Origin of the sequence: Planktotalea sp. (genome assembly GCF_050633725.1) — a bacterium.
Classification (GTDB): Bacteria; Pseudomonadota; Alphaproteobacteria; order Rhodobacterales; family Rhodobacteraceae; genus Planktotalea.
Genome location: NZ_JBOEHB010000032.1, coordinates 1 through 26085, shown reverse-complemented (window position 1 = coordinate 26085; position 26085 = coordinate 1). Strand labels below are relative to the sequence as shown.

The window sequence follows — 26085 nt, the reverse complement described above, 5'->3', positions numbered from 1 at the left end:
TGTCCTCGCTCTTATGGGTATTTAGGCGTTTTCTTATCGAGAAAGGCTGCGATGCCGATCTGCGCCTCTGTATCGACGACCGCGCGGATCATTGCCTCGCGTTCCGCCTCTAGCTGATCTTGCTCGGAACTCTCGTAGCCACTGCTCACGAGCCCCTTGATGATCCCCTGCGCCTTGCGCGGTCCTTTGGCGAACGCATCAGCAAGCGCCTGTGCTTCGCCCAATGCATCGTCTGTAACCAGATTAACCACGCCAAGCTCTGCAAGCCTCTCTGCCGTGACACTGCGCGCCAAGAGACACATCTCGGTCACCATCTGACGCGGCAGCATACGTGCCAGTGACGAGGTCAGCCCACCATCAGGAACGACGCCCGCTTTGACGTAGGACGCGGTAAACTTCGCGCCCTTACTGGCAACGATCATGTCGCAAGCCACAGCCAGCGACAGGCCAGCCCCGGCGGCCCCGCCTTCAACAGCGGCAATGACAGGAACGGGCGCATTGCGAATTGCGCTGACCACATCGTGCAGGTCCTGCACCTTTTCGCGGCGCTCTTCCAAGCTGAGATCGCTGCGCGCTCTCATCGTGTTGAGATCGCCGCCAGAGCAAAAGAACCCACCTTCCGAGGCAAAGATAATTGCGCGAACGCTCGGGTCCTTTGCGCGCTCGCAAGCCTCTAGCACCGTCGCGTATAACTCGGGGGACAGCGCGCCGCGGCGGGCCGCGTTTGAATTCACAATAATGAGGGTCGAACCATTCTGTTCAATGCGCGCAAGGCTCATGACAATTTCTCCTGTGGAACCCGTTTGAACACACCCGTCGAGGTCGCAATCAGCGTGCCGTCCTCATGGCGCAATTCAGCCGAGATAAATTTGATCGAACGCCCACCACCGGTGATCTTTCCGATAGCCGTCACGCGCCCCGGTTGACCCGCTGCGATGAACTGCACATTCAGGGACACGGACAGAAACGGCGCAAGCCCCGAAGGATCAACCGTCATGCTGCCCGTCGCGCCGCTGGCGCTGTCCATCAGCATTGTTGCGATGCCACCGTGCAGCACATTGTGACGGTTTAAATGGCGCTCATCCACGTCGAGCCAGCAGCGCGCGCAGCCGTCCTCATGACCCACTTCGATCACATATCCGACCAGCCGCTGCGTGCCCGTTTCATCATGGATGAGCGTGCTCATTTAGGCGGCGCTCAACGCGATGAAGCGGCCAAGATGATGGTCCGTATCACCGAACATGCTGTCCGCCATGATGATGCGTTTCGCGAAATGCGCCAGTTCGAATTCCTGCGTCATCGCGATGCCGCCATGCATCTGGATCGCTTCTTCCGCGATCATGCGACCCGAGCGACCCATGAGGTTCTTGGCACCGCTGACATAGCGATCCCGCAGGGCCGCATCCGCCTCTAGATAACCCGCAGCACCGATCACGGCAGAGCGGGCTTGCTCCAGCTCGATCAACATATCCGACAGGCGATGCTGTAGCGCTTGGAAGGTGCCGATCGGCTTGCCGAACTGTTTGCGTGTTTGCAGATATTCCACGGTCAGCTTCGTTGCGCTTTCCATACCGCCCAGCGTCTGCGCGCAAAGCGCAGTGATAGCGGAAGCAAAAACAGTCTCTAAATGGGGGAATGCTGCGCCCGCCGCGCCGAGGCGCATGTCATCGCTGACAGCCACACCGTCCAGATAAATATCCGCCGCCATACCGCCGCACATCATTGGCGTAGCCCGCATGTCCAGCTCAGAAACAGGCACTAAAAAGAGCGAAATGCCGTCCTGCGCATCAACTTCACCGCTTTCACGGGCAGAGATAATCACATGGCTCGCATTCGGTGCGCCAAGTGACATGGACTTGTGGCCAGAGAGTTTTCCATCTGCAAAAGTCGTTTCAACGCGGTTCAAATCATAGCGCGAACGCGGCTCGCTATGGGCAAGCGCCAACATCACCTCGCCGCCAATAACAGTCTCTAACAAGCCCTTTTGGGTCTCGTTTCCAAGCACGGCGATTAGCCCGCCGCCAAGGATACAAGTCTCCAGAACCGGCTCGACAACACCTGCGCGACCCAATTCTTCGAACACCACAGCGATGTCGAAACCAGCGCCGCCAAAGCCACCGTCTTCTTCAGAGAACAGCGCGCCCAGAACGCCCAGCTCAGCGAGCTGTGCCCAGATATCAGCACTCATGCCACGCTCGCTCTCAAGGATCTCATTGCGGGTCTTCACGTCGTACTTGTCAGCAAGGAAACGGCGCAATGTGTCTTGCAGCATTTGCCGCTCTTCGGTCAGTTCAAAGTTCATCGCATTGCTCCCAAAGTTGTCTTGGCAATGATCTCGCGCTGGACCTCGTTAGAGCCGCCAAAGATCGAGAGTTTTCTGTTGTTGAAATAATCCGCTGCCACTGGCCCAGCATAGTCAGGACCGAAAGGGGCCTCGTTCGTGCCCTCAACCGCTTCGGAGGCGAAAGGCAGTGCGTAGGTGCCAACAGCGCGGCGCGCGAGATCGTTGATCTCTTGGCGAATGATCGTGCCTTTGACCTTGAGCATCGATGCCTCAAGCCCCGGCGCGCCGCCTTTGGCCGCCTGTGAAACGATGCGCAAATTGGATAGCGCCATCGCCATGAGATCAATTTCAACCTGCGCGATACGCGCGGCAAAATGCGGGTTCTCAATTAGGGGCCTGCCACCTGACATCTCGGCCTTGGCCATGCGTTTCACCGCTTCCAAGCCTGCATTGGACGAACCAACACCCGCGATATTCGTGCGCTCATGCGTCAGCAGATATTTGGCGTAGGTCCAACCTTTGTTCTCTTCGCCAACAAGGTTTTCGACAGGGACTTTGACATCTGTGAACCAGACCTCGTTCACCTCAGCCGTACCATCGAGCAAGATGATCGGGCGCACTTCGATGCCCAGTGTATTCATATCGATCAGCAGGAAGGAAATGCCGAGCTGCTGTTTCACATCAGGATCGGTGCGCACGAGGCAGAAGATCATGTTCGCGTGCTGGCCAAGCGTGGTCCACGTTTTTTGACCGTTAACGATGTAGTGATCACCCTCGCGCACAGCGCGCGTTTTCAGCGATGCAAGGTCAGAGCCAGCGCCGGGTTCCGAATAGCCCTGACACCACCAGTCAGAGCCGTCCAATATGCGCGGCAGCCAGTGATCGCATTGTTCCTGAGAGCCGAAATTCTGCAAAACAGGTGCGAGCATAGATAGGCCAAACGGCACGATGCGTGGTGCATTCGCAAGCGCTGCTTCTTCCTCATAAATGTGACGCTGCACAGCGTTCCATTCCGCACCGCCAAATTCCTTGGGCCAGTTTTGCGCGAGCATCCCGTTGTCGTTCAGCAAGGCATGCCATTGCTCCATATCCGCTTTGGTCAACTCACCGCCTAAGCGCACCTTTTCGGACAGCGCTTTCGGCAGTTTCTCTTTCATAAAGCTGCGCACTTTGTCTTGGAACGCGCGCTCTTCTGCATTGTAATTCAGGTCCATGTCGAACTCCTTAGAATATCTCGAAGAGGCCAGCTGCACCCATGCCGCCGCCAATACACATCGTCACAACGCCCAGCTTCGCGCCGCGTCGCTTGCCCTCTAGCATCAGGTGGCCTGTCATCCGCGCGCCAGTCATGCCGAAGGGGTGACCAATCGCAATTGATCCGCCATTCACATTGCACTTCTCGTCATCAATGCCGAGGCGATCCCGTGAGTAGAGCGCTTGAGACGCAAACGCCTCGTTCAACTCCCAGAGGTCAATATCATCGACGGTAAGGCCATGACGCTCGAGCAAGCGAGGCACCGCAAAGACAGGGCCGATGCCCATCTCGTCAGGCTCGCAACCTGCAACGGCAAAGCCCTTGAACGCGCCCAGCGCTTCGATGCCTTGGCGCTCTGCTTCAACAGAGTCCATCATCACAACGGCGGCTGATCCATCGGAAAGTTGGCTCGCGTTACCAGCGGTCACATAACCGCCCTCGCGCACAGGATTCAGTCCATTTAGACCCTCAATCACCGTGTTCGGGCGATTGCATTCGTCGCGATCAACGGTGACCTCGTGATGCGAAATCTCTTCGGTCTCTTTGTCCTTCACCGCCATCGTTGCCTTCATCGGCACGATCTCATCGGCAAACTTCCCAGCCTCTTGCGCTGCGGCCATGCGCAGTTGCGAGCGAAGCCCATATTCATCTTGCGCCTCGCGCGAAACATTATAGCGTTCGGCCACAATATCGGCGGTCTCGATCATGGTCATGTAAACGGCTGGCTTGTGCTCTAGGATCCATGGATCTTGCGATGGAACGCGGTGATTGCCGGTCATGGAAATGCTCTCAACACCGCCTGCAACCATCGGGCCCGCGCCGTTCTGAATGGCCTGCGCTGCCATTGCGATTGTCTGCAAACCCGAGGAACAGAAACGGTTCACCGTCGCGCCGCAAACCGAAACTGGAAGCCCAGCGCGCAAGGCGATCTGGCGGGCGATGTTGCCGCCTGTCGCACCCTCTGGCGTGGCGCAGCCCATTAGCACATCCTCGACAGTCGCCGGGTCAATGCCCGCGCGCGCGACCGCGTGCTCAACAGAATGTGCGCCCAGAGTTGCGCCGTGGGTCATGTTCAAAGAGCCGCGAAACGACTTGGCCAAACCGGTGCGTGCGGTGGATACGATGACGGCCTGTTTCATACCGTGTCTCCTTTGTTCAGATCATCAAAAGATTTGCCCGCCGCAACGAGGCGGGTCAGCAAATCGGAGGGTTGCCAGAAGAAATCATCTTCCTCTGCATAGCGATTTATGTCGGCCAGAATGCTGTCCAGCCCCTGCATGTCTGCCCACTTCATCGGGCCGCCCCAGTGACGCGGGAATCCGTAGCCAAAGAGCAGAACCATATCCACATCAAGCGGGCGACGTGCGATGCCTTCATCAACAACTTTCGCCGCCTCATTGATCATCGCGCACATGTAGCGGCGCTGGATTTCTTCGTGGGAAAAGTCGCGTGCGGTGATACCAAGCTCGGCGCGTTCAGCCTCGATCAGTTTGGTGACCTCAGGATCAGGCGTGCCGCCGCGTTTGCCCTTTTCATAGATGTAATAGCCCTTGCCAGTCTTCTGGCCAAAGTTGCCCGCCTCGCACATCTTGTCGGGATAGGTGCTGACGCGCTCATGGGGATCACGGGTCGGCGCGAGGCGTTTGCGCGTGGCCCAACCGATGTCGAGACCAGCGAGATCGCCAACCTCAAACGGGCCCATTGCAAAGCCAAAAGCCGTCATAGCCTTGTCGATCTCATAGGGGGATGCCCCATCCAGCACCATGTGATCGGCGCAGGTGCGATAGGTCTTGAGAATGCGGTTGCCAATAAAGCCGTCACACACGCCAGAGCGCACAGAAATCTTGCGCAGCGCTTTGCCGAGCGCAAAGCCCGTTGCGACAACATCAGGCGCAGTTTGATCGGCAACGACCACCTCAAGCAGTTTCATCACATGCGCGGGCGAGAAGAAGTGCAAGCCGATCACATCGCTTGGGCGCGATGTGCTGGCGGCGATCTCGTTTACATCGAGATAGGAGGTGTTTGAGGCAAGCACCGCGCCTTGTTTGCACACGCGATCCAGCTCGGCGAAGATCGCCTTTTTGACACCCATTTCTTCGAATGCGGCTTCGATAACCAAATCGACGTCTGCGAGCGCGTCGTAGTTATCGACCGCGCGGAAACCGCCCGCCATGATCGCATCATATTTGTCTTGGCTTAGTTTTCCGCGTTTGACTGAACCTTGCAGGATGCCTGCCACACGCCCTGCGCCAGCCTCTGCGGCGGCGGCGTCGCGCTCTACCATTGTGACATCCAGACCCGCGAGCAAGGCCGCAACCGTGATGCCCGCACCCATCGTGCCGCCACCGATAACGCCAAGCGCGTTCAGTGCACGCGGCTCAACGCCCTTAAGCTCGGGCAATTTGGACACAGCACGCTCGTTAAAGAACGCGTGGATCATCCCTTTGGATTGGGGCGACGCGAGCAGGGTCATGAACATTTGGCGTTCTTGCTCAATCCCTTCATCGAAGTTCGTATTGCAAGCAACTTCGATTGCACGGATCGCTGTCGCAGGCGCGATTTGGCCGCGACCTTTTTTCAAAGCAAGGTCATAAGCCGCGTCAAAATCTATCGCAGTCGGGCATGGCAGGTCAGCGACAGGGCGCGGACCTTTGCCTGCCTTTAACAGGCGCTCCGCATAGGCGACGCCAATCTCTTCGACATCACCATCCGCGATTTCGTCGATGATCCCCAATTTCAAAGCTTCGCTCGCACCGACCTGTCGACCTGAAGTGATAATATCAATTGCATTTTCGGCACCGATCACGCGCGGAAGTCGTTGGGTTCCGCCTGCGCCGGGCAGCAAGCCTAGCAGCACTTCGGGCAACCCTACTTTCGCGGAGGGGATCGCAATACGATAGTGCGTTCCCAGTGCCACCTCCAAGCCGCCGCCTAGCGCTGTACCATGCAAGGATGCCACAACGGGGAGCGGGCTTCTTTCAATTCGTGCGCAAACGCTTGGCAAGCCTGGTTCGACAAATGGTTTGCCGAACTCTGTTATATCTGCGCCTGCAAAGAAGGTGCGTCCGCCACCAACGATCACAACTGCTTTGGCTTCGTTCTCAGCGCGTTCAATCCCATCGATCAACCCTTGTCGCACGGCATGCGAAAGCGCGTTCACTGGTGGATTATTTGCTGTCAGAATAGCGATCTCGCCCATCAGCTTATACTGAATTGCGTCTGCCATGAATTGGCCTCCCGTAAATTTCTTGAAAGTAACCTAACGCAACATCTCTGTGACGCCAGCGTACAAACGCAACGTCACAGGCTTCACTTTGCGAATAAAGTCCTGCCAAGGGCGAGCCCGAGCAGCAAGGTTAAGCTTAAAAGCGCCCGCGTCGGCAGGCGCTTTTGAGTTATGCAGACTCCATCAAACCTTCGGATTTGAGGCTTGCGTGACATTCATCTAGCGATTGCACAGCGCGCTCGATCAATGTGTCGATCTCTGGCTCGGAAATCACCAAAGGTGGTGAAATGATCATCCGATCGCCAACGTGGCGCATTACCAGATTGTTTTCAAAGCAACGTTCACGGCAGGTAAATCCAGCAGCGCCCGCAGACTTGAACGATGCGCGGCTTTCTTTGTGGGGTGTAAGAACAATAGACCCCATCATCCCAACGATATTCGCTTCACCGACCAGAGGGTGTTCGGTCAAGGCTTCCCACTTTTTCTTGAGATAAGGTCCCGTTTGATCGCGCACGCGCTCAACGATTTTTTCTTCGTCCAGAATGCGGAGGTTCTCAAGAGCGACAGCGCTCGCGACTGGATGTCCTGAGTAGGTGTAACCGTGGTTAAACTCTCCTGAATTGATCACGCTTGCAATCTCGTCAGACACGACAGATCCGCCAATTGGCTGATAGCCAGAGCTAAGCCCTTTGGCGATGGTCATCACATCCGGGCGAATACCAACGGTTTGAGAGCCGAACCAATTGCCCGTCCGCCCAAATCCGCAAATCACTTCGTCAGCAATCAGCAAGATTTCATATTTGTCGCAAATGCGCTGAATCTCCGGCCAATATGTTGACGGGGGAATAATCACGCCGCCTGCGCCCTGAATAGGTTCGGCAATAAAGGCGGCGACCCGATCTTCGCCCATGTCGTTGATCGCCTGCTCTAGCTCCTGCGCACGCATCAGGCCGAAATCCTCGCGGCTCATTTCGCCACCTTCTGTCCACCAGTTCGGCTGGCCAATGTGATGGACGTCAGGGATCGGTAGCCCACCCTGTGCATGCATTGGGCTCATGCCACCTAGCGATCCCGAGCCAACAGAGGAGCCATGATAGGCGTTGTGCCGTGAGATGATCACTTTTTTTGAAGGCTTGCCCTTCATATCCCAATAAGTGCGCACCATTCGGATATTGGTATCGTTCGCCTCCGAGCCCGAGCCCGCGTAAAACACATGGTTCATGCCGTCTGGCGTAAGTTCTGCAAGCCGCTGGCTAAGCGCGATCACTGGAACATGAGTCGTCATAAAGAACGTGTTGTAATACGGTAATTCTCGCATTTGACGCGCCGCGACTTCAGCAAGTTCATCGCGACCGTAGCCGATGTTCACACACCAAAGCCCCGCCATAGCGTCCAGAATTTGGTTGCCGTCTGAATCGCGCAGCATCACGCCATTAGCACCGGTAATTACCCGCGCGCCTTTCGCAGCGATCTCGTCGCCTGTCGTGAAAGGGTGCATGTGGTGCGCTGCATCAAGCGCCTGTAGCTCTGCCGTCGGCATATGGTTGGTAATCGCGTTCATGACTGTGTTTGCTTTCATAAGAATATCGAAATGCGTCAAACGCAGAATATGATCAAATTAATCTCTGTCAATCTCAGGCGGTACCTTCAAAGGTTTTGATGCGACCAATCCCTTGCTCGATATCGCCGATTATCGCGCGTTCGGCGCTTTCGCGGTCTTGCTGTTCGAATGCGGTAAGCAGGTCTTTGTGACAGTCAGGCATATCGGGTAGACCATTGTTTTCGATGAAGTCTCTCAAGAGCGGACCAAATCGTAACCAAAGCTTATCCGTGATTTCGTGCAAAACAGGGGCTTCTGAAATTTTGAAAAGCTCGGTGTGAAACAGATGATTGAGCTGCAAGTAAGCGCGTATATTGCCCGCCGCAATCGCGCTGTCCAATCTCGAATCGATTTGCGAGAGCCGCTCTAAGTCCGCAGGCTGAACGCGTGTCATTGCGCGTCTCGTAAGCTCTGTTTCTAAAGCGATCCTTGCGTAAAGCAGCTCCTGAACGTCCGATGCCTTCAAAACTGGCACACAGACCCGCCGGTTGCCCTGCATTTGTAAGGCACCTTCGGCAATCAACCGCCTGATCGCCTCGCGAACTGGAGTTACACCGGCGCTTAGACTTTGCGTAAGCCCCTGAATTGTAACGGCCTGACCTGGTTCGAAATCCCCAAACAGCACCATGTCCCGTAGGGTTTGATAAACAAGCTCGTGGGTAGGCGTTGAAGCCGCTTCTAGCCCACGGGAAGCGCTATTCATTTGTTATCTCCCGTCGAACAACTGCTTAGCCGATACTAGCAAGACAAACGTGACAATCAATCGTTGCCATAGGTCAGGGAATTTGATCATATCATAACAATCACAAAAACAACGTGTCCAACGGGGAGTCACCACATGAAGAAACTTATGCTCGCAAGCGCAACGCTTGCCTTGATCGCAGCCAGTGCGAGCGCGGAAGAAGTCCGTGTTTACAACTGGTCCGACTATATTGACGAAGCTCTTTTGGAAAAATTTGAAGCCGACACAGGCATCAAGCTGATTTACGACGTCTTTGACAGCAACGAGTTACTTGAAACAAAGATGCTTGCGGGCGGTTCTGGTTATGACGTTGTTGTGCCATCTGGCACCTTTTTGCAGCGTCAGATCACTGCAGGCGCTTTCCAGAAACTCGACATGTCCAAGCTGCCAAACATGGGCAACATGTGGGATGTCGTCTCTTCGCGCACAGAACAGTACGACCCTGAGAACGCCTATTCCATCAACTACATGTGGGGCACCACGGGTATCGGTGTGAACATTGGTAAAGTGAAAGAAGCGCTGGGCGAAGACGCACCTATCGATTCACTTGAGCTGGTCCTAAACCCTGACAATATGGCGAAACTCGCAGATTGCGGCGTTCATATGCTCGACGCTCCTGCCGAGATGATCCCGATGACGTTGAAGTTCCTCGGCGAAGACCCTGACAGCCATGATCCCGACGTGATTGCCAAGGCAGAGCCGGTCTTGACGGCTGTGCGTCCACACATCCAGAAATTCCACAGCTCCGAATATATCAACGCGCTCGCAAACGGCGATATCTGCGTTGCAATCGGCTGGTCTGGTGACATTCTGCAAGCACGCGATCGTGCGGCGGAGGCTGAAAATGGCGTCGAAATCGCATATCACGCGGCTAAAGAAGGCGCGCAAATGTGGTTTGACCAGATGGCAATCCCAGTGGATGCGCCAAACCCCGACGCCGCGCACACGTTCCTGAACTTCATCATGGACGCGCAGAATATGGCCGATGCGTCAAACTACGTTTACTACGCAAACGGTAACCTCGCGTCCCAGCCTCTGCTTGAGGAAGACGTGATTGGCGATCCTGCGATCTATCCAGACGCGGCAACGCTTGAGAACCTGTTCACAACAACGCCGTATCCACCAAAAGTGCAGCGTGTCGTCACGCGCATGTGGACCAAGATCAAGTCCGGTACTTAAAACTTTCAACCCTCGCGCAAATATGCGCGGGGGTTCCTTCTTCTTCGGAAAGTAAGAATGGCGCAAGAATCTGTATTCGCCCCTTGGGACGATCCAAACGAAACTCCACTCATCCAATTTCAGAATGTCACGAAGCGCTTTGGCGACTTCACTGCTATTGATGATCTGACCCAAGACATTTATGCGAAAGAGTTCTTTGCTTTGCTTGGCCCGTCTGGCTGCGGCAAAACCACGATGATGCGTATGCTTGGCGGCTTTGAAACGCCGACCTCTGGCACGATCAAAATCGCTGGTCAGGACATGAACAATGTCCCGCCTAACAAGCGCGCTGTGAACATGATGTTCCAAAGCTACGCGTTGTTCCCGCATCTTTCGATCTACGAAAATATTGCCTTCGGTCTGCGCCGTACGGATATGGCCAAGGACGCCATTGATGGGCGCGTCGAAGAGATGCTGAAACTCACTCGGCTCGAAAAATTCGCGCGCCGCAAGCCGCATCAGATTTCAGGCGGTCAACGCCAACGCGTCGCCCTTGCGCGCTCGCTCGCCAAGGCACCTAAACTGCTCTTGCTTGATGAACCGCTCGGTGCGCTTGACAAGAAACTGCGTCAGGACACGCAATTCGAACTGATGGATATTCAGGAAAAAACGGGCACTACCTTTGTGATCGTCACGCATGATCAGGAAGAGGCCATGACCGTTGCCTCCCGCGTTGCGGTGATGGATGAGGGCCGCATCATGCAGGTCGCTACCCCCGCTGAAATCTATGAAGCGCCGAATTCGCGCTATGTCGCGGACTTTATCGGGGATGTGAACCTGATCGAAGGCCTCGCGAGCACCCGACGCGAGGTCGCAAAGCCCGCTGCGAAAGCCATCGAAAAAGTAGAGGAGCCGATCGCAGAAGCGGAACAAGACGACAACGTTGGGTGGCTTCAGAAAAAGCTGATCAAACCGATCTTTGGTGATCGTGATGCTGGCCCCAAGTTACTTCCCGCGCCCAGCGAGGATGAGCTGGATGCTGCTAAAGAAGACGCCTTGCCCGATGGCGGCTTAGCGATCAAATGGTCGCCTGATGAGGCCTCGATCATCGCGTTCAATGGCGACGAAGACCTTGCCGGTAAAACGCTCACTTATGCGATCCGCCCCGAAAAGCTTAACATTAGCAAACAGCGCCCTGACTCAGTGAACAAGATTAAGGGAAAGGTGATCGACATCGCTTATCTCGGCAATCTTTCAACCTACTATGTAGAGCTGTCCAACGGCACGATGATCAAAGCTCAGATGACCAACGCCCGCCGCCTCGCGCGGCGCAACATAACGTGGGAAGACACGGTCTGGGTCAGCTTTACAGGTACCGCTGGCGTGCTGTTGGAGTCCTAGGATATGCGGCGTCTTTCCCTTATTGCGGTTCCCTATCTGTGGTTGCTTGCGCTGTTTCTTATCCCGTTCCTGATCGTTTTAAAAATTTCGCTCTCGGACACAGCACTCGAGATTCCGCCCTATCTTCCGCAGCTTGATCTGGCTGAGGGTTGGAAAGGGTTCACCAGTTTCTTTGCAGAGCTGGATTTCGAAAACTTCGCCTTCCTCACCACCGACGATCTATACTGGAAAGCCTATCTTTCCAGCCTCAAGATCGCGCTGGTTTCTACCTTCTTCACGCTTCTCATCGGCTACCCCATCGCCTATTCCATGGCGCGCGCAGCGCCAGAGTGGCGACCGACGCTTTTGATGCTGGTGATCCTGCCATTCTGGACCAGCTTCCTGATCCGCGTTTATGCGTGGATGGGTATTCTCAGCAACGAGGGTCTGCTCAATCAATTCCTGCTTTGGACGGGCCTCACTTCAGAGCCTCTGACGATCCTCAACACCAATTCCGCCGTCTACATCGGTATCGTCTACACATATCTGCCGTTTATGATCCTGCCGATCTATTCGGCGCTGGAAAAGATGGACGACAGCCTGCTTGAAGCTGCCGAAGACCTTGGTTGCTCGCGTACCTCCGCCTTTTGGCTCGTCACCGTGCCACTCAGCAAAACAGGTATCATCGCGGGCTGCTTCCTTGTCTTCATCCCGACGCTCGGTGAATTCGTCATTCCGTCGCTCTTGGGCGGCTCGCAAACGTTGATGATCGGTAAAGTGCTTTGGGAAGAGTTCTTCAACAACCGTGATTGGCCCGTCGCCTCCGCGGTGGCGATCATCCTGCTATTGATCCTCATCATCCCGATCATCCTGTTCCAACGAAACGAGCAGAAACAGCGGGAGATGGAAGGATGAAGCGGTTCACATGGTTCAATGTCACCTCCCTGACGCTTGGATTTGCATTCCTCTATCTGCCGATGATCATTCTGGTGATTTACAGCTTTAATGAGAGCAAACTGGTCACCGTTTGGGCAGGCTTTTCGACGAAATGGTACGGCGAGTTGATGCAGAACGAGGCATTTCTCAACTCCGCTTGGGTCACGATCAAAGTCGCCGTTTTCTCCTCCACGCTGGCCACGATCCTTGGCACAATGGCTGCATATGTCATCGTGCGCGCGGGTCGTTTCAAAGGGCGCACGCTGTTTTCAGGGATGATCTACGCGCCGCTCGTTATGCCCGAAGTTATCACAGGTCTCTCGCTGCTCCTCCTGTTCATCGGGATTGGCCTTGATCGCGGAGTTCTCACAATCGTCCTTGCCCATACGACCTTCGCGATGTGCTACGTCTCTGTCGTTGTCTCCTCGCGCCTCGTTTCGTTCGATCAATCACTCGAAGAAGCCGCGTTCGATCTCGGATGCTCGCCTTGGCAGGCTTTCCGGTTGGTCACCTTGCCGATCATCGCGCCTGCGGTAATCTCTGGCTGGCTCTTGGCCTTTACGCTTAGCCTCGATGATCTGGTGATCGCCAGCTTCACCGCTGGTCCCTCTGCCACAACGCTCCCGATCAAGATTTTCTCGGCCGTGCGCCTTGGCGTCAGCCCTGAGATCAACGCGCTGTCCACAATCATGATCGCGATCGTGACGGTCGGCGTGATCAGCGCGTCGCTTATTTCCAAGCAAGCGAGCCTGCGTCAACAACGGGACGAGCAAGCCGCAGCGCGCAATTGAAACGTATCTATGAACCGATGGCCTACGGGCCGGAACCGATCCAGAACGGCTATTGGCAGAGCACTGCTCAGCCGCTGGATCTCCCCCCGTTGCAGGGCACGCGGCGCTGCGATGTTGCGATTATCGGCGGTGGGTATACTGGCGTGAACGCTGCGCTGCGTTTGGCGGAGGACGGCGTTGATGTAACCCTGCTCGACGCACAAACCATCGGTTGGGGTGCCAGTGGTCGCAATGGCGGTTTTTGCTGCCTCGGCGGTGGGATTTTAGAGAACAAACATATCGACAAACGCCACGGCGTAGATGCGCGCATGGCTTGGCGCACTGCCGAAAAAGATGCCATCGCCCATGTTGCGGGGCTGCTGGACAAACACGGCATCGACGCGGACACGCATTCCAAAGGTGAAACGCTGCTCGCGCACAAGCCTAAGCGTTGGGACATGGTGCAGGAACATGCCGAACATGTCGCTCGCGATTACGGTGTTGAGCCTACACAGATCCCCACCAAAGACCTTACAGAGCATGGCCTCGCTGGCCCCTTTCACGGCGCGCTGACCATTCCCATCGGCTTTGCGCTCAACCCGTTGAAATATGCGCTGGGGATTGCAAATGCTGCGCTGTCCGCTGGCGCGACGCTTCTGCAGAACTCGCCCGTTACGCGCATCGAGCAAGGCAGCGAATTCACGCTTCACACCTCCCAAGGCAGGCTCACCGCGAAGCGCTTGATCATCGCTACAAACGGATATTCCTCCGAGGATGTGCCAAGCTGGCTCGCCGGGCGCTTCTTGCCTGTGCAATCCAGCGTGCTGGTCACGCGCCCCCTTAGCGATAGAGAAATCGAAGCTGCGGGTTGGAGCTCTGATCAAATGGCCTTCGATAGCCGTAATTTGCTGCACTACTTCCGTCTCATGCCCAATCGCCGTTTCCTGTTTGGGATGCGCGGCGGCATCTTCGCGACCGAGCGCGCCGAGGCAAAGATCAAACGGATTATTCGCAGCGACTTTGAGCAAATGTTCCCCGCATGGAAAAACGTGGAAACCCCGCATTACTGGTCGGGCCTCGTTGCACTGAATGCCAATGGGGCACCCTTCACAGGGCCTATTCCCGAGATGCCCGGCGCCTTTGCATCGCTCGCTTATCATGGCAACGGCGTTGCAATGGGCAGCTATTGCGGCGCGCTGCTTGGCGATCTGGTGCAGGGCAAACCAACGCGCATGCCCTATCCGAGCCTTTTGCAGAACCCGCCAAAGAAATTCCCGTTTGGTATGAAACGTCGCTGGCTCTTGACGCCTACATACGCGCTTATGGGTCTCACGGACCGCTAACCTTGCGGTGTCATCGTCGGCCTTGCTTTGCCCCGCTTCAGGCCCAGCGCGCGTTCGCGCCAGATAATCAAAAGCCCCGCTAATATAACGATGCCAGAGCCGATCAGCATTTGCAGTGTCGGCACCTCGGCAAAGAACACATAACCGATCACCATCGCGAAAAGGATCGAGGCATAATCGAAGGGTGCGATCACTGCCGCATCCGCAAAACGGTAAGCAGAGGTTATGAAAATCTGCGCAATGCCCCCGATCAAGCCAGCCGCAATCAACATGATTATCGCGCTTGCATCAGGCATCGTCCAACCGAAGGGAAAGGTCATAAGCGACAGGACTGTTGTTGTCATCGAAAAGTAAAACACGATGGCTGCGGTCTGCTCACTTTGGGCAAGCTTGCGGATATGGATCTGTGCAAGGGCGCGAAACATGGCAGAGGTCAGAACCAATATGATGCCGACTTGCGCAGCTCGCTCGATGGCTTCTCCCGAAAAGATTGACAGGCGCGGAGAGAGGATCACCGTGACGCCAATCAACCCCAGAACCACCGCCGATATGCGATACGCTCTGAGGCGTTCACCCAACAGAACAGCCGCCAAAACCACCGTCATTAGCGGCGCAACGAAGCCTATGGCGGTGACGTCAGGCAAGGGCAAATAGGCAAGCGATGCAAAGCCGAAGCCCATCCCACAAGCACCGATCAAACCGCGCCAAACATGACCCATTGGATTACTTGTGCGCAGGCCCGTGCTGAGTTCTCGCCGCCAGAGCAGCCACAGGATGATAACTGGTAGAGCAAAGATGGAGCGGAAGAACATTGCTTGCCCTGTCGGGACATCGTCGGTCGTTGCTTTGATCAATGCCGCCATAATGACGAACAAAACAACGGAAATGAGTTTCAGAGCAATGCCGGTAAATGGGGACATACTCTATCGCTATACCTGTTGCACAACGATGGGAAGGGCGCAGTTACTTTGCACAATGGGCATCTATGATATGCAGGACCATCGATGCAAAAAACCGCAAAGCCGGGCACGACTATCTCCGCATGTTTTCCAGCGTCATCAAGATAGCGCACGGCGATGATCGTCGATATTCGTGTGGGTACTTAGGAAATTTCGTCAGGAAGAAAGATCGATTGTGCGAAATCTTGTAGGTAGATTTTGATCCAAGGCGTAAAGTCTTGTGGGGTTTCATCTACGCGGCGCACCAAATCTGCATAGGTGATCCACAAAAAGTCCATCACTTCGTCGGGATTTGGGGCAATCTGCGGTTTTTCAGCAAGATGAGCAACGTAGGCGTCCACGACTTCATGTTCAATTAAGTCATTCCCGACGTCCGCCCGATATTCTATCTGGCCACGGTAGTCGCATTGAATATCGTGAAGGCCGAGTTCGTCGCCAAGTCTGCGTGTTGCACAAACTTCGGGTGGCTCGTCCCAGAACGGGTGGGTGCAGCACGTGTTGGCCCATAGACCCGGCGTATGATACTTATCCATCGCCCGTCGTTGGATCAGCATCTTTCGGTTGTGAAATACGAAAACGGACACCGCTTTGTGACGAAGCCCGCGGACATGAGCATCTAGCTTTTCTACAGGTGTCAGTGTGCCATCAACCCACGCTGGAATCGCGATATCCACCGATCGAGCCTTAGGCTGCTTGCTGGCGGGGCAATTCAGTGAGGATTGCGTGAAGAGTTTCAGCATCGTCATTTGCGCGCAGCTTTGCGCAAATCGAATTATCCCGCATTGTTCGGGAAATTAGTGCGAGCGCTTTGAGGTGTTCTACGCCTGCTTCTTCTGGGGCAAATAGACCAAAGAATAGATCCACAGGCTTGCGATCTACCGCGCCGAAATCGATTGGTTTGTCGAGGCGAACAAACACAGACACAACACCCTCCAATCCAGCAATGCGCGCATGTGGTATGGCGACGCCGTGGCCAACTCCCGTTGGCCCAAGCGCTTCGCGTGTTTGCAAGGCTTGCAGCGTTTGAGCTGCATCCAATCCATGTACTTGTTCTGCGAATTCAGAAATAGCGTGTAGAAGCATCTTCTTGCTCGAAACGGTTGAGACGATTTTCAGCGCCTCAGGTTTCAACAAATCACCGATTTCCATGCACAAGCACCTTACGTATTCTACTCGTTGAGCAGAGCGGATTGTTACTTTGGATCGATCCAGCCAATATTTCCGTCATCTCGACGGTATACGACGTTCACGCCCTTGTTTCCTTCGTTCTTGAACATCAAGACCGGAGCACCAGCGAGTTCCATCTGCATGACCGCTTCACCGACAGACAAAGATGGAATTTTCGTTTCCATTTCTGCGACGATGACGGGTTGCAGTGTTTCTGGCTCTGATTCCGATTCTGCGTGTTCGCTGGCGAGGATATAAGAGGAAGCACCAATGAGTTCAACAGGATCTGCCCTGTCCTTGTGATGATCCTTAAGGCGTCGTTTATATCGGCGTAATTGTTTGTCCATTTTTTCACAACTGCCGTCAAAAGCAGCATAAATTTCAGTAGCATGCGCGCGCGCAGAGGCCGTTAGCCCCGTCGATAGGTGCACCGTCGCTTCGCAAACGAACTCATGTGCGCTCTTGGAAAAGATTACATTCGCATCCGTCGGTCGCTGGGCATATTTGTCTAAAATGACGCCAAGTTCGTCCTTTACATGAGTCTGTAGTGCTTCGCCGATATCGATTTGTTTGCCACTGATTTGGTAACGCATCCTGTCTCCTTCATATTTTGGTGCCAACGCACTGCCCCGAAGGGGGTGTGCGGTCCTGGGATCAGGTTTGGCGGACAGAGAATGACACAATTGCAGATTGCAGAAATTTTACCTCATCAGAGGTATGCATTAGTTTGAAATGCGCGATCTTGCAAAACGTCATACTGGTATCTGACGCCAATTTCGCCAGTGCTGTCAATGAATTCCAGAGATTTTGCGCAAGAAAGTGACGAGGATTTTCAAGAAATTTTGAAATTGTCACCGAGATAGACACGGCGAACGTTTTCGTTTTGCACAACGTCGTCGGGTGTCCCTGACATCAGAACCTGCCCATCGTGAAGGATGTAGGCGCGATCAACAATTTCCAAAGTTTCTCGTACATTATGGTCCGTAATAAGAACGCCGATTCCGCGTTTCTTCAGATCCGCCACAAGGTGGCGAATATCACCTACGGAAATTGGATCAACGCCGGCAAAGGGTTCATCCAGCAGTAGATATTTGGGATCAGCAGCAAGGCAACGGGCAATTTCGACGCGCCGCCGTTCCCCACCTGAAAGAGCCAGTGCAGGTGCCCCGCGCAGGTGTTCAATCGAGAACTCGGAAAGCAGTTCTTCCAGTCTTTCGCGACGCTTTTGACGGTTCTTGAGTGAGATATCGAGGATCGATGCGATATTGTCTTCTACGCTCATACCGCGAAAGATGGACATCTCTTGTGGCAGATATCCGATGCCCAGTTTGGCGCGGCGGTACATGGGTAAATTTGTGACTTCGCGCCCGTCGATCGAAACAGTGCCACCCTCAGGATACACGAGGCCAGCGATTGCATAAAAGCTAGTGGTTTTCCCCGATCCATTTGGCCCAAGGAGCGCGATTACTTCACCACGCGCAAGCTTCATCGAAACGTCTCGAATGACGACTTTTTTCTTATAGCTCTTTCGCAAATTGACGATGTTAAGGCCGGACTCGCCTTCAGTGACTCGCAAGCTAGGGCGGCTCATTCACCGTCGTCCTTCTTCTTGTTGTTAGAATTCGTACGCAACAATGATTTAACGCGCCCCGTCATCAATGCGGTCCCGTCTTCTAGCTGTATTGTCATCTTGTCTGACGCAATAGCGCTTAGTTTCTGCGTGACCAGTACGTCACCCGTCATCACGATCACGTCTGCGACCAAGTCATAATCGGCTTGTTCGCCTTCTGCAGCTTCTTCGCCTTGTATCAGGGTCACTCCGTCTCGGGCGTGCATGTGCGAAATGCCACTTTGATCTTCTAGATAGAACACTTTCACCCAAGGCGCGTACATGGTCATGGTGTCTTGCACGACGACGACATCGCCGGTGAAAAGCGCAGTGTTTGCATTTTCATCGACCGCAAGTTTTGCAGAAGTCACATCAATTGGTGCGTCTGTGTCTTGCTTGCGATCACCAAAGACGATGGATGTACCGCCTTCGCTGTCTTGTGCATACGACACGGTAGTTTGTGCGATAGCAAAAAAGCAAAGGAGAAGGAGGGTTTTGATCAACTGCACAGTGTTCGCCTATTCATCTTTTGGTTTCTTGTACACCAAATGCACGCCTTGAGTAAAAAGTATTAGTACGCGACCCGTTTCATCGTCGGTTTGCATATACATTTTACCCGCATTTAGTGTTCCGGGAGGGCCAAACCCAGCGACAGGTCCAGCAGATTCACCTTCAATCTTGGACAAAAGCGATGTGAGCTGGCTGGTGCGCATATCATATCCATCGCTGGTGACGATGTGCACATTTCCGCTCAATACCGCGAAATCTTCCGCTTCATTGATCACACCAGTGTCGGCGTCGACCGTCATCACCTCGCCGCTGTCGAGATTGATAACGGCATTAACGACTTGGCCGTAAGTTTTGCCTTCGATCTTGGGGTCGGGGCGTGCAGACTGCGCGGTTACGGTTAGGCTTTTGCCACTGTTAGTGTTGCCATCGTATTGAGGGTCGCTCAATTGCGAGCTTTCGATGCGCTCTTTGAAAGCTTGATTGGACAAGGCTGCGGCTGCGGAGGGATCGACTTTGCGCGACAACATGAACATCGTGGACAAAAGGATCAACGCAACGATTGGTAACGTGACCTTCAATCCGCGTATGATGCGTGTGTATGCATGATCCCGAAAAGCCATTGGCTTAGCCTAGACCAGCGCGAAGGCAGTCATGAATGTGCAAAAGGCCTTCAATTTTTCCGCTCTCATCGGTCACAAAGAGGCATGTAATCTTATTCGAGTTCATAACGCCAAGCGCTTCTTCAGCCAATGCACCCGCGCGCATAGTCGTAGGCCCGCTCGTTTGAACATCGCTTGCGCGAAGATCGAGAAGCCCTTCCATGTGGCGGCGTAAATCGCCATCTGTGATGATGCCGAGTAGAGCGCCACCTGCATCGACTACGCCGACAACACCAAAGCCCTTTTGAGAAATCTCAAGCAGGGCATCCCCCATCGAGGTTTCAGGTGCCACTAACGGCAAGGCATCGCCAGAGTGCATCAGATCGCTAACTTTGGATAAACGCGCGCCCAGTTTTCCACCTGGGTGGAAGTCACGGAAGTTTGCAGGGGTGAAAGCGCGATGCTCCATAAGAGCGACGGCCATTGCATCACCCAAAGCGAGGGTCATTGTTGTAGATGTTGTCGGGACAACGCCCGTCCCGCAGGCTTCTTCGGCAGCGGGTAAAACAATAGCTACGTCAGACTGCGTTAAAAGCGTTGATTGCTCTTTGCTCGCAACGCCAATCATAGGAATGCCAAAGCGTCTGGTATGCGCGATCACATCAGCAAGTTCTGGCGTCTCTCCTGAATTAGACAGCACCAGCGCGACATCCCCCTTTGCCATCATGCCAAGATCTCCATGGCTGGCCTCTGCCGGATGGACAAAATGCGCGGGCGTTCCTGTGCTTGCTAAGGTTGCGGCGATCTTACGTGCGATATGTCCAGACTTACCCATACCGCAAATGATAATGCGGCCGGGAGCATCCAAAATCAGTTGAACCGCTTCTGCAAATGGATCGCCAATTCCGTCCGCCAACAGCGAAAGCGCATCGGCCTCAATACGGATCACGCGCCGCGCGGTGTCCAGGAATGTGTTTTTTTGTACCATCAGTGTGAAAAGATGTCCTGTTCTGGCCAACCTTCAAGGTCTAGCTGTGCGCGTGTTGGTAAAAAATCAAAACACGATTGTGCGATTGCCATACGATCTTCGCGGATGAGCCGCTTGTTAAGTTCGGAGCGCAAGCGGTGTAGATATAGCACGTCACTCGCGGCGTAGTCTAATTGGGCCGTAGTAAGTTTCTCCGCTCCCCAATCGCTTGATTGTTGGTGTTTCGAAATGTCGACCTTCAACAATTCTTGCAATAGGTTCTTAAGCCCGTGACGATCCGTGTAGGTGCGCACAAGCTTGCTGGCAATCTTTGTGCAATAAACAGGGGCCGTCAAAATGCCAAAAGCATTCAGCATAGCGGCAATGTCAAAACGGCCATAGTGAAACAGCTTTAGCACTTTAGGGTCGGCCAGCATTTTGCACAGATTTGGCGCGTCGCTTTGGCCTTTATCGAGTTGGACAAGGTGTGCATTTCCGTCACCGCTAGACATTTGAATGACGCAAAGCCTGTCGCGATGAGGATTTAGCCCCATCGTCTCGCAATCAATGGCGACAACGGGACCTAGATCCAAGTCCGCTGGAATATCGTTTTGGTACAATGTGTTGGTCATTCTTCATCCGCCAAAAGCTAGAAAGATGGTCGCGCTGCATTGCTTAGCCATTGTTTCTAAAGGTGTATTACTGGGTTCAGTTCTGAATGTGTAGTGGTTTGATCGTTGAAGCCAATTTCGCCGTTGCACTATTACCCTTGCGCGCTCTCAAGCAGGCAACGGCGAAAGAGCTGCGTTGCCGTGCTCGGCGGTTCCTCTGACCTCGCCATAATGCCCACTGGGCCTGCGGTTTCACTCATATCGATGTCGAGAGCGCGCAGGTTGCCAGTGTCCAGATCATGCTCCACGACACCTTTGGAAATAAACCACAGCGCTTGCATCGGCCCGAGTGTAACTGCGCGGCCAAATGACTCTGACGTACTTTCGATGCGATCCGCAAAGAGGGGAAGACCCGTCGCTATCATTTTGCGCGCAACCAGCGGCCGTATTGCGGCGCTTTGGGGTGGGTAAATAACGGGAAAGCCAATAAGTTGCTCAAGCCGCGTCGCATCTTTCAATGGATGATCCGGCGCGACCACGATTACAACGCTTTCAGAATAAAGCTGTGTGAACGAAAGGGCGCTCATACTTGCGGGGCTTCCCATTCGCCCGACGCATAAATCAAGCGATCCGGCTCTCAACTGATCAGTCATCGCATCATGTGGACCTGCAAACACTTGCAACACAGTTTGAGGCATCTGTGTGCGAAACAGATTGGCAGCGCGCGGTAATAGCCGCCCCATAACGCTAGGCAATGCACCAACGGTTAGCAGGCTTTGACCATCTGTTTTCGCTGCTGAGATGCTGCTGAGCCCATTACTCAGTGCGGACAGGCTTTGTTCTGCAAATCTCAAAAACACATCACCTTCATGCGTGAGCCGAATACCTGCGCGCCCTCTGTCCATTAGCGAAACGCCAAGAATGCCCTCAAGATCTTTTAGGGTTTTGGAAATCGCTGGCTGTGTCAGGTTTAACTGCTCAGCTGCACGCTTTAGGCGCTTTGCGCGGGCAATCGCGACAAAGGCTTCTAAGTGACGAAACTTGATGCGCCGATCCATGCTTTCCATTTTCGATAATTAAAATTCACGTTATGTCATTTTACTTGCCATTAATAGCAAAGTAAATCTGATCCAAAGGTCACGGAGGACGCCATGAAAACTCAAGTCGCGATAATCGGAGGGGGGCCTTCTGGTCTGCTTTTGTCGCAATTGCTTCATACCAAGGGCATTGAAAGCATCGTGCTTGAACGTAAGACCAAAAACTATGTTCTTGGTCGCATCCGCGCGGGCGTTTTGGAACGCGGCTTTGTTGAGCTGATGCGCGAAGCGAGCGCAAGCGAGCGTATGGACGCAGAAAGCTATGTGCATGATGGCACGCAAGTTTCCTTTGGCGAGACGATGTTTCGCATCGATTTTGATAAACACGCGGGTCATCCGGTCATCGTTTATGGTCAGACCGAAGTCACCCGCGATCTCTATGAGGCGCGCGAAAAGGCAAACGGTAAGATTGAGTTCAATGTTGAAGACGTGGTCATCAATGACGCCAAAAGCGATGCCCCCTATCTGACTTACACCGTCGATGGGGAAGACCGCCGGTTAGATTGCGATTTCGTTGCAGGCTGCGATGGTTTTCACGGGGTAAGTCGTCAAACCATCCCAACCGAGGTGCGCCGTGAATATGAAAAGGTTTACCCCTTTGGCTGGCTCGGCATTCTGTCGGAAACGCCCCCCGTTAATCACGAGCTGATCTATTCAGGCTCTGAGCGCGGTTTTGCACTCTGCTCAATGCGCAATGAAAACCTGAGCCGTTATTACATCCAGTGCTCGCTAGACGATAATCCAGAAGACTGGAGCGATGACGCCTTTTGGGATGAACTGAAACGCCGCATCCCCAAAGAGGCTGCCGACAAACTGGTCACTGGTCCGTCAATCGAGAAATCCATTGCCCCGCTGCGCTCGTTCGTGACGGAGCCGATGCGCTGGGGCAACCTTTTCCTGTGCGGTGATGCAGCCCACATCGTGCCACCAACAGGCGCGAAAGGATTGAACACCGCGGCATCTGATATTCACTATCTCTACAATGGCTTACGTGAATTCTACGAGAGCGGCAGCCGCGAAGGTATCAACGCATATTCCGAAAAAGCGCTTGCGCGCGTGTGGAAAGCCGAGCGCTTTAGCTGGTGGTTCTCTTCGCTCATGCATCGCTTCCCCGATCAATCGGAATTTGATCTAAAAATGCAAATCGCCGAGATTGAATTCCTGCGCACCAATGAAGCCGCGCAGCGCGCGATGGCTGAAAACTACGTCGGTCTACCCTACTAAGGAGCCTCACATGAGCACACGATATGAAGACGGTATGAAAGTGCGCCGCTCGGTCCTTGGGGATGCCCATGTGGACCGCGCAGAGGCAAGCAAAAGCGCCTTTGATGAACCGTTCCAAAGCATGATCACCGAGGGGGCTTGGGGGACGCTTTGGGCCGATGACACCATCGCCAAGCGCGAACGCTCGATGCTGACGCTTGCGCTGCTCGCCGCGACGGGCAATTTCGAAGAAATCCCGATGCATGTGCGCGCAACGGCCAACACGGGTGCTTCGCCACAAGACGTTCTTCAAGCTTTCATGCATGTTGCTGTTTACGCGGGCGTGCCAAAGGCCAATCATGCAATCAAGCTTGCCAAACAAACCTACGCAGAAATGGGAGTGACCCTATGAGTCTTATCAATACCCCGCCAAAAACGGGCGGTTTCATCCCGCGTGACCGCAATTGGCAACCCGACGCGCTGACACCGCCCTATAAGACCAGCGTCAAACGTAGCCCACAGGCGGCGCTACTGTCCTTCCCATCAACCTTGAGCGAAGAGACATCCCCTGTCTTCGGCCACAACATGTTGGGAGAGTTGGATAACGATCTTCTGCTGAACTATTCGCAAACTGGCGAAACCGCGATTGGCCCGCGCATCATCGTACATGGCCGCGTTTTGGACGAAAATGGGCGCGGCGTTCCGGGCGCTTTGGTCGAGTTCTGGCAGGCCAATGCAGGCGGGCGCTATCGCCACAAGAAGGAAAGCTATCAAGCAGCTCTCGATCCTAACTTTGGTGGCTGCGGACGTACGATCACGGCTGAGGACGGCTCCTACGAGTTCCGCACCATCCAACCCGGCCCATACCCTTGGCCCAATGGCATGAATGACTGGCGCCCCGCGCATATTCATTTCTCGATCTTCGGTCATGGCTTTGCACAGCGCCTCATTACCCAAATGTATTTTGAGGGCGATCCGCACATCAAGCTCTGCCCAATCGTCGGTGTTCTAAAGTCTCAGGACGCGGTGGATGCGCTCACGGCCTTGCTGGATATGAACCGTACGGTTCCGATGGACAGCCGCGCCTATAAGTTCGACATGGTCATTCGCGGAAAACGTCAGACCTATTTTGAAAACCGTAAGGAGGGTCTGTGATATGCAACGCCTTGATAATCTTCGCGAAAGCCCTAGCCAGACCGCAGGCCCCTATGTCCACATCGGTTGCACACCCAACTTCACGGGCATCGACATCTATGGCGGCGATCTTGGCACGTCGATGAAAACCGGCCCTGTTCAGGGCGAGGAGATCACGATCAAGGGTATCGTCTATGACGGCACAGGCACACCGCTGCGCGATGCGATGATTGAAATCTGGCAACCCGATGCGGCGGGGCTGTTCCCCTCTGCAAACGAAACACGCGGCACGCCTGATCCCAATTTCACAGGTTGGGGCCGCTCCCCCGGAGATATGGACACGGGCGAATTCACCTTTGACACCGTTAAACCCGGCGCGGTTCCCTTCCCTGACGGGCGTATGCAAGCGCCGCACATAACCGCTTGGGTTGTTGCGCGCGGCATCAACATCGGCCTTCACACGCGCATCTATTTTGAGGATGAAGCAGAGGCCAATGCCGCCGATCCCATTCTAACGCGGATCGAGCATCAGAACCGCATTCCAACGCTACTTGCCAAGAAAGAAGCGGACGGTGCATATCGGTTCGACATTCACTTGCAAGGCGCAAGCGAAACCATCTTCTTCGATATGTGAGGCCATCATGTCCAACCCCTGTATCATCTGCGTCGCCATCACAGGCTCTGTTCCAACCCAAGCGGACAACCCTGCGGTGCCAGTCACTGTCGCCGAGCAGATCGAAAGCACGCATGCGGCCTTTGAAGCGGGGGCAAGCATCGCGCATTGCCACGTGCGCGATGATGAGGGCAAGCCAACCTCCGATCCAGAGCGTTTCGCGCGCTTGAAAGAGGGAATCGAAGCGCACTGCGAGGGGATGATTGTTCAACTCTCGACGGGTGGGCGCTCTGGCGCTGGTCGTGATCGGGGCGGTATGCTGTCTTTGAAGCCTGACATGGCTTCGCTTTCTGTTGGCTCAAATAATTTCCCGACGCGGGTCTATGAAAACAGCCCTGACTTGGTTGATTGGCTGTCTTCGGAGATGATCAAATACGATGTGAAGCCGGAAATCGAAGCCTTTGATCTCAGCCATATCTTCCACGCGGCTTTGATGCAAAAGCGGGGGCAGCTTGCAGGAATGCCCTATGTCCAGTTCGTAATGGGTGTCAAAAATGCAATGCCCGCCGATCGCGAGGTCTTTGACTTCTATCGCGCCACCGTTGCGCGCCTTTTTGGCGAGGACGCTCCTTGGTGCGCCGCTGGAGTTGGTCCAAATCAGATTGTTTTGAACGAATGGGCAATCTCCTCAGGTGGCCACGCTCGAACGGGCCTTGAGGATAACATTCGCCTCGATAAAAACACCCTTGCTCCCTCAAATGCTGCTCTAGTTAAACGTGCGGTAGACTTGTGCGAGAAGTATGAGCGCTCCGTTGCATCTGCGGCGCAAGCCCGCCAAATACTTGGTCTTCGACCCTAAAGCATGGGCTTGAGCGGACAGGCTACGCGTTCAATCGCGCCAGTTATTCAGGAGCGAGTTTTG

General features: G+C 54.4%; 28 protein-coding genes. 10 read left to right on the top strand and 18 right to left on the bottom strand.

Going from position 1 to position 26085, the window contains the following annotated elements:
• Positions 1-11: 11 nt before the first annotated feature.
• The 8 genes from ACRBCU_RS18085 to ACRBCU_RS18050 all read right to left on the bottom strand — a co-directional run bounded on the left by ACRBCU_RS18085 (position 12) and on the right by ACRBCU_RS18050 (position 9068).
• Positions 12-779 (bottom strand): oxepin-CoA hydrolase, alternative type, encoded by a 768-nt coding sequence (locus tag ACRBCU_RS18085; RefSeq protein WP_431366796.1) that lies wholly within the window; start codon positions 777-779, stop codon positions 12-14.
• Positions 776-1186: a PaaI family thioesterase gene (locus tag ACRBCU_RS18080; protein ID WP_431366795.1), complete on the bottom strand. Its 411-nt coding sequence runs from the start codon at positions 1184-1186 to the stop codon at positions 776-778. Before ACRBCU_RS18080 ends, ACRBCU_RS18085 begins: the two co-directional genes overlap by 4 nt.
• Positions 1187-2302 carry an acyl-CoA dehydrogenase family protein gene (locus ACRBCU_RS18075; protein WP_431366794.1) on the bottom strand — a complete coding sequence of 372 codons (1116 nt, stop codon included), beginning with the start codon at positions 2300-2302 and terminating at the stop codon, positions 1187-1189. It lies immediately after the preceding gene.
• Positions 2299-3498, bottom strand: coding sequence for an acyl-CoA dehydrogenase family protein (locus tag ACRBCU_RS18070; protein ID WP_431366793.1), 1200 nt, complete (start codon positions 3496-3498; stop codon positions 2299-2301). Before ACRBCU_RS18070 ends, ACRBCU_RS18075 begins: the two co-directional genes overlap by 4 nt.
• Positions 3499-3508: 10 nt before the next feature.
• Entirely contained in the window at positions 3509-4678 is a 1170-nt protein-coding gene (locus tag ACRBCU_RS18065) for an acetyl-CoA C-acyltransferase (RefSeq protein WP_431366792.1), read from the bottom strand.
• Positions 4675-6765, bottom strand: coding sequence for a 3-hydroxyacyl-CoA dehydrogenase NAD-binding domain-containing protein (locus ACRBCU_RS18060; protein WP_431366791.1), 2091 nt, complete (start codon positions 6763-6765; stop codon positions 4675-4677). Before ACRBCU_RS18060 ends, ACRBCU_RS18065 begins: the two co-directional genes overlap by 4 nt.
• A gap of 169 nt (positions 6766-6934) precedes the next feature.
• A complete protein-coding gene (locus ACRBCU_RS18055) occupies positions 6935-8326 on the bottom strand; it encodes an aspartate aminotransferase family protein (protein ID WP_431366790.1) in 1392 nt (463 codons plus the stop codon).
• Between the two features lie 73 nt (positions 8327-8399).
• A complete protein-coding gene (locus tag ACRBCU_RS18050; RefSeq protein ID WP_431366789.1) occupies positions 8400-9068 on the bottom strand; it encodes a GntR family transcriptional regulator in 669 nt (222 codons plus the stop codon).
• 135 nt (positions 9069-9203) lie between these two features.
• Here ACRBCU_RS18050 and ACRBCU_RS18045 point away from each other — a divergent pair, with 135 nt between their 5' ends.
• From ACRBCU_RS18045 to ACRBCU_RS18025, 5 genes are read left to right on the top strand one after another with little or no spacing between them, the layout of a single operon-like run.
• Complete coding sequence (locus ACRBCU_RS18045) at positions 9204-10286, top strand: polyamine ABC transporter substrate-binding protein (RefSeq protein WP_431366788.1); 1083 nt, start codon at positions 9204-9206, stop codon at positions 10284-10286.
• Between the two features lie 57 nt (positions 10287-10343).
• On the top strand, positions 10344-11666 hold the full coding sequence (locus ACRBCU_RS18040) for an ABC transporter ATP-binding protein (protein ID WP_431366787.1): 1323 nt from the start codon (positions 10344-10346) through the stop codon (positions 11664-11666).
• 3 nt (positions 11667-11669) lie between these two features.
• A complete protein-coding gene (locus tag ACRBCU_RS18035) occupies positions 11670-12560 on the top strand; it encodes an ABC transporter permease subunit (RefSeq protein ID WP_431366786.1) in 891 nt (296 codons plus the stop codon).
• Complete coding sequence (locus ACRBCU_RS18030; RefSeq protein ID WP_431366785.1) at positions 12557-13372, top strand: ABC transporter permease; 816 nt, start codon at positions 12557-12559, stop codon at positions 13370-13372. Before ACRBCU_RS18035 ends, ACRBCU_RS18030 begins: the two co-directional genes overlap by 4 nt.
• A complete protein-coding gene (locus ACRBCU_RS18025) occupies positions 13369-14694 on the top strand; it encodes an NAD(P)/FAD-dependent oxidoreductase (protein ID WP_431366784.1) in 1326 nt (441 codons plus the stop codon). Before ACRBCU_RS18030 ends, ACRBCU_RS18025 begins: the two co-directional genes overlap by 4 nt.
• Here ACRBCU_RS18025 and ACRBCU_RS18020 read toward each other — a convergent pair.
• The 10 genes from ACRBCU_RS18020 to pcaQ form a co-directional block, all read right to left on the bottom strand.
• Positions 14691-15614 (bottom strand): DMT family transporter, encoded by a 924-nt coding sequence (locus ACRBCU_RS18020; RefSeq protein WP_431366783.1) that lies wholly within the window; start codon positions 15612-15614, stop codon positions 14691-14693. The two genes, ACRBCU_RS18025 and ACRBCU_RS18020, sit on opposite strands and share 4 nt — an antisense overlap.
• 182 nt (positions 15615-15796) lie before the next feature.
• Positions 15797-16327, bottom strand: coding sequence for an isopentenyl-diphosphate Delta-isomerase (idi, locus tag ACRBCU_RS18015; RefSeq protein ID WP_431366782.1), 531 nt, complete (start codon positions 16325-16327; stop codon positions 15797-15799).
• Positions 16328-16337: 10 nt separating this feature from the next.
• Positions 16338-16802 (bottom strand): PTS sugar transporter subunit IIA, encoded by a 465-nt coding sequence (locus tag ACRBCU_RS18010; RefSeq protein WP_431366781.1) that lies wholly within the window; start codon positions 16800-16802, stop codon positions 16338-16340.
• A 44-nt stretch (positions 16803-16846) separates the two neighbouring features.
• Positions 16847-17413 carry a ribosome hibernation-promoting factor, HPF/YfiA family gene (hpf, locus tag ACRBCU_RS18005; protein ID WP_431366780.1) on the bottom strand — a complete coding sequence of 189 codons (567 nt, stop codon included), beginning with the start codon at positions 17411-17413 and terminating at the stop codon, positions 16847-16849.
• 239 nt (positions 17414-17652) lie between these two features.
• Positions 17653-18411: an LPS export ABC transporter ATP-binding protein gene (gene lptB / locus ACRBCU_RS18000; RefSeq protein ID WP_431366779.1), complete on the bottom strand. Its 759-nt coding sequence runs from the start codon at positions 18409-18411 to the stop codon at positions 17653-17655.
• Complete coding sequence (locus ACRBCU_RS17995) at positions 18408-18881, bottom strand: LptA/OstA family protein (protein ID WP_431366778.1); 474 nt, start codon at positions 18879-18881, stop codon at positions 18408-18410. Before ACRBCU_RS17995 ends, lptB begins: the two co-directional genes overlap by 4 nt.
• 66 nt (positions 18882-18947) lie before the next feature.
• On the bottom strand, positions 18948-19559 hold the full coding sequence (gene lptC, locus ACRBCU_RS17990; RefSeq protein WP_431366777.1) for an LPS export ABC transporter periplasmic protein LptC: 612 nt from the start codon (positions 19557-19559) through the stop codon (positions 18948-18950).
• A gap of 4 nt (positions 19560-19563) precedes the next feature.
• Positions 19564-20526: a KpsF/GutQ family sugar-phosphate isomerase gene (locus tag ACRBCU_RS17985; RefSeq protein ID WP_431366776.1), complete on the bottom strand. Its 963-nt coding sequence runs from the start codon at positions 20524-20526 to the stop codon at positions 19564-19566.
• Positions 20526-21137 (bottom strand): ribonuclease D, encoded by a 612-nt coding sequence (locus tag ACRBCU_RS17980; protein ID WP_431366775.1) that lies wholly within the window; start codon positions 21135-21137, stop codon positions 20526-20528. The genes ACRBCU_RS17985 and ACRBCU_RS17980 overlap by 1 nt, the downstream gene beginning before the upstream one ends.
• A 131-nt stretch (positions 21138-21268) precedes the next feature.
• Positions 21269-22174, bottom strand: coding sequence for a pca operon transcription factor PcaQ (pcaQ, locus tag ACRBCU_RS17975; protein WP_431366774.1), 906 nt, complete (start codon positions 22172-22174; stop codon positions 21269-21271).
• A gap of 93 nt (positions 22175-22267) precedes the next feature.
• Here pcaQ and pobA point away from each other — a divergent pair, with 93 nt between their 5' ends.
• The 5 genes from pobA to ACRBCU_RS17950 are packed head-to-tail and all read left to right on the top strand — an operon-like array spanning position 22268 to position 26022.
• Complete coding sequence (gene pobA, locus ACRBCU_RS17970; RefSeq protein WP_431366773.1) at positions 22268-23437, top strand: 4-hydroxybenzoate 3-monooxygenase; 1170 nt, start codon at positions 22268-22270, stop codon at positions 23435-23437.
• A gap of 10 nt (positions 23438-23447) precedes the next feature.
• The gene (gene pcaC, locus ACRBCU_RS17965) at positions 23448-23828 is read left to right on the top strand and encodes a 4-carboxymuconolactone decarboxylase (protein ID WP_431366772.1); all 381 of its coding nucleotides are present in this window, start codon (positions 23448-23450) and stop codon (positions 23826-23828) included.
• Positions 23825-24571 (top strand): protocatechuate 3,4-dioxygenase subunit beta, encoded by a 747-nt coding sequence (gene pcaH, locus ACRBCU_RS17960; RefSeq protein ID WP_431366771.1) that lies wholly within the window; start codon positions 23825-23827, stop codon positions 24569-24571. The genes pcaC and pcaH overlap by 4 nt, the downstream gene beginning before the upstream one ends.
• Position 24572: 1 nt before the next feature.
• Positions 24573-25184, top strand: coding sequence for a protocatechuate 3,4-dioxygenase subunit alpha (pcaG, locus tag ACRBCU_RS17955; protein WP_431366770.1), 612 nt, complete (start codon positions 24573-24575; stop codon positions 25182-25184).
• Positions 25185-25191: 7 nt separating this feature from the next.
• Entirely contained in the window at positions 25192-26022 is an 831-nt protein-coding gene (locus tag ACRBCU_RS17950; RefSeq protein ID WP_431366769.1) for a 3-keto-5-aminohexanoate cleavage protein, read from the top strand.
• Positions 26023-26085: the final 63 nt, after the last annotated feature.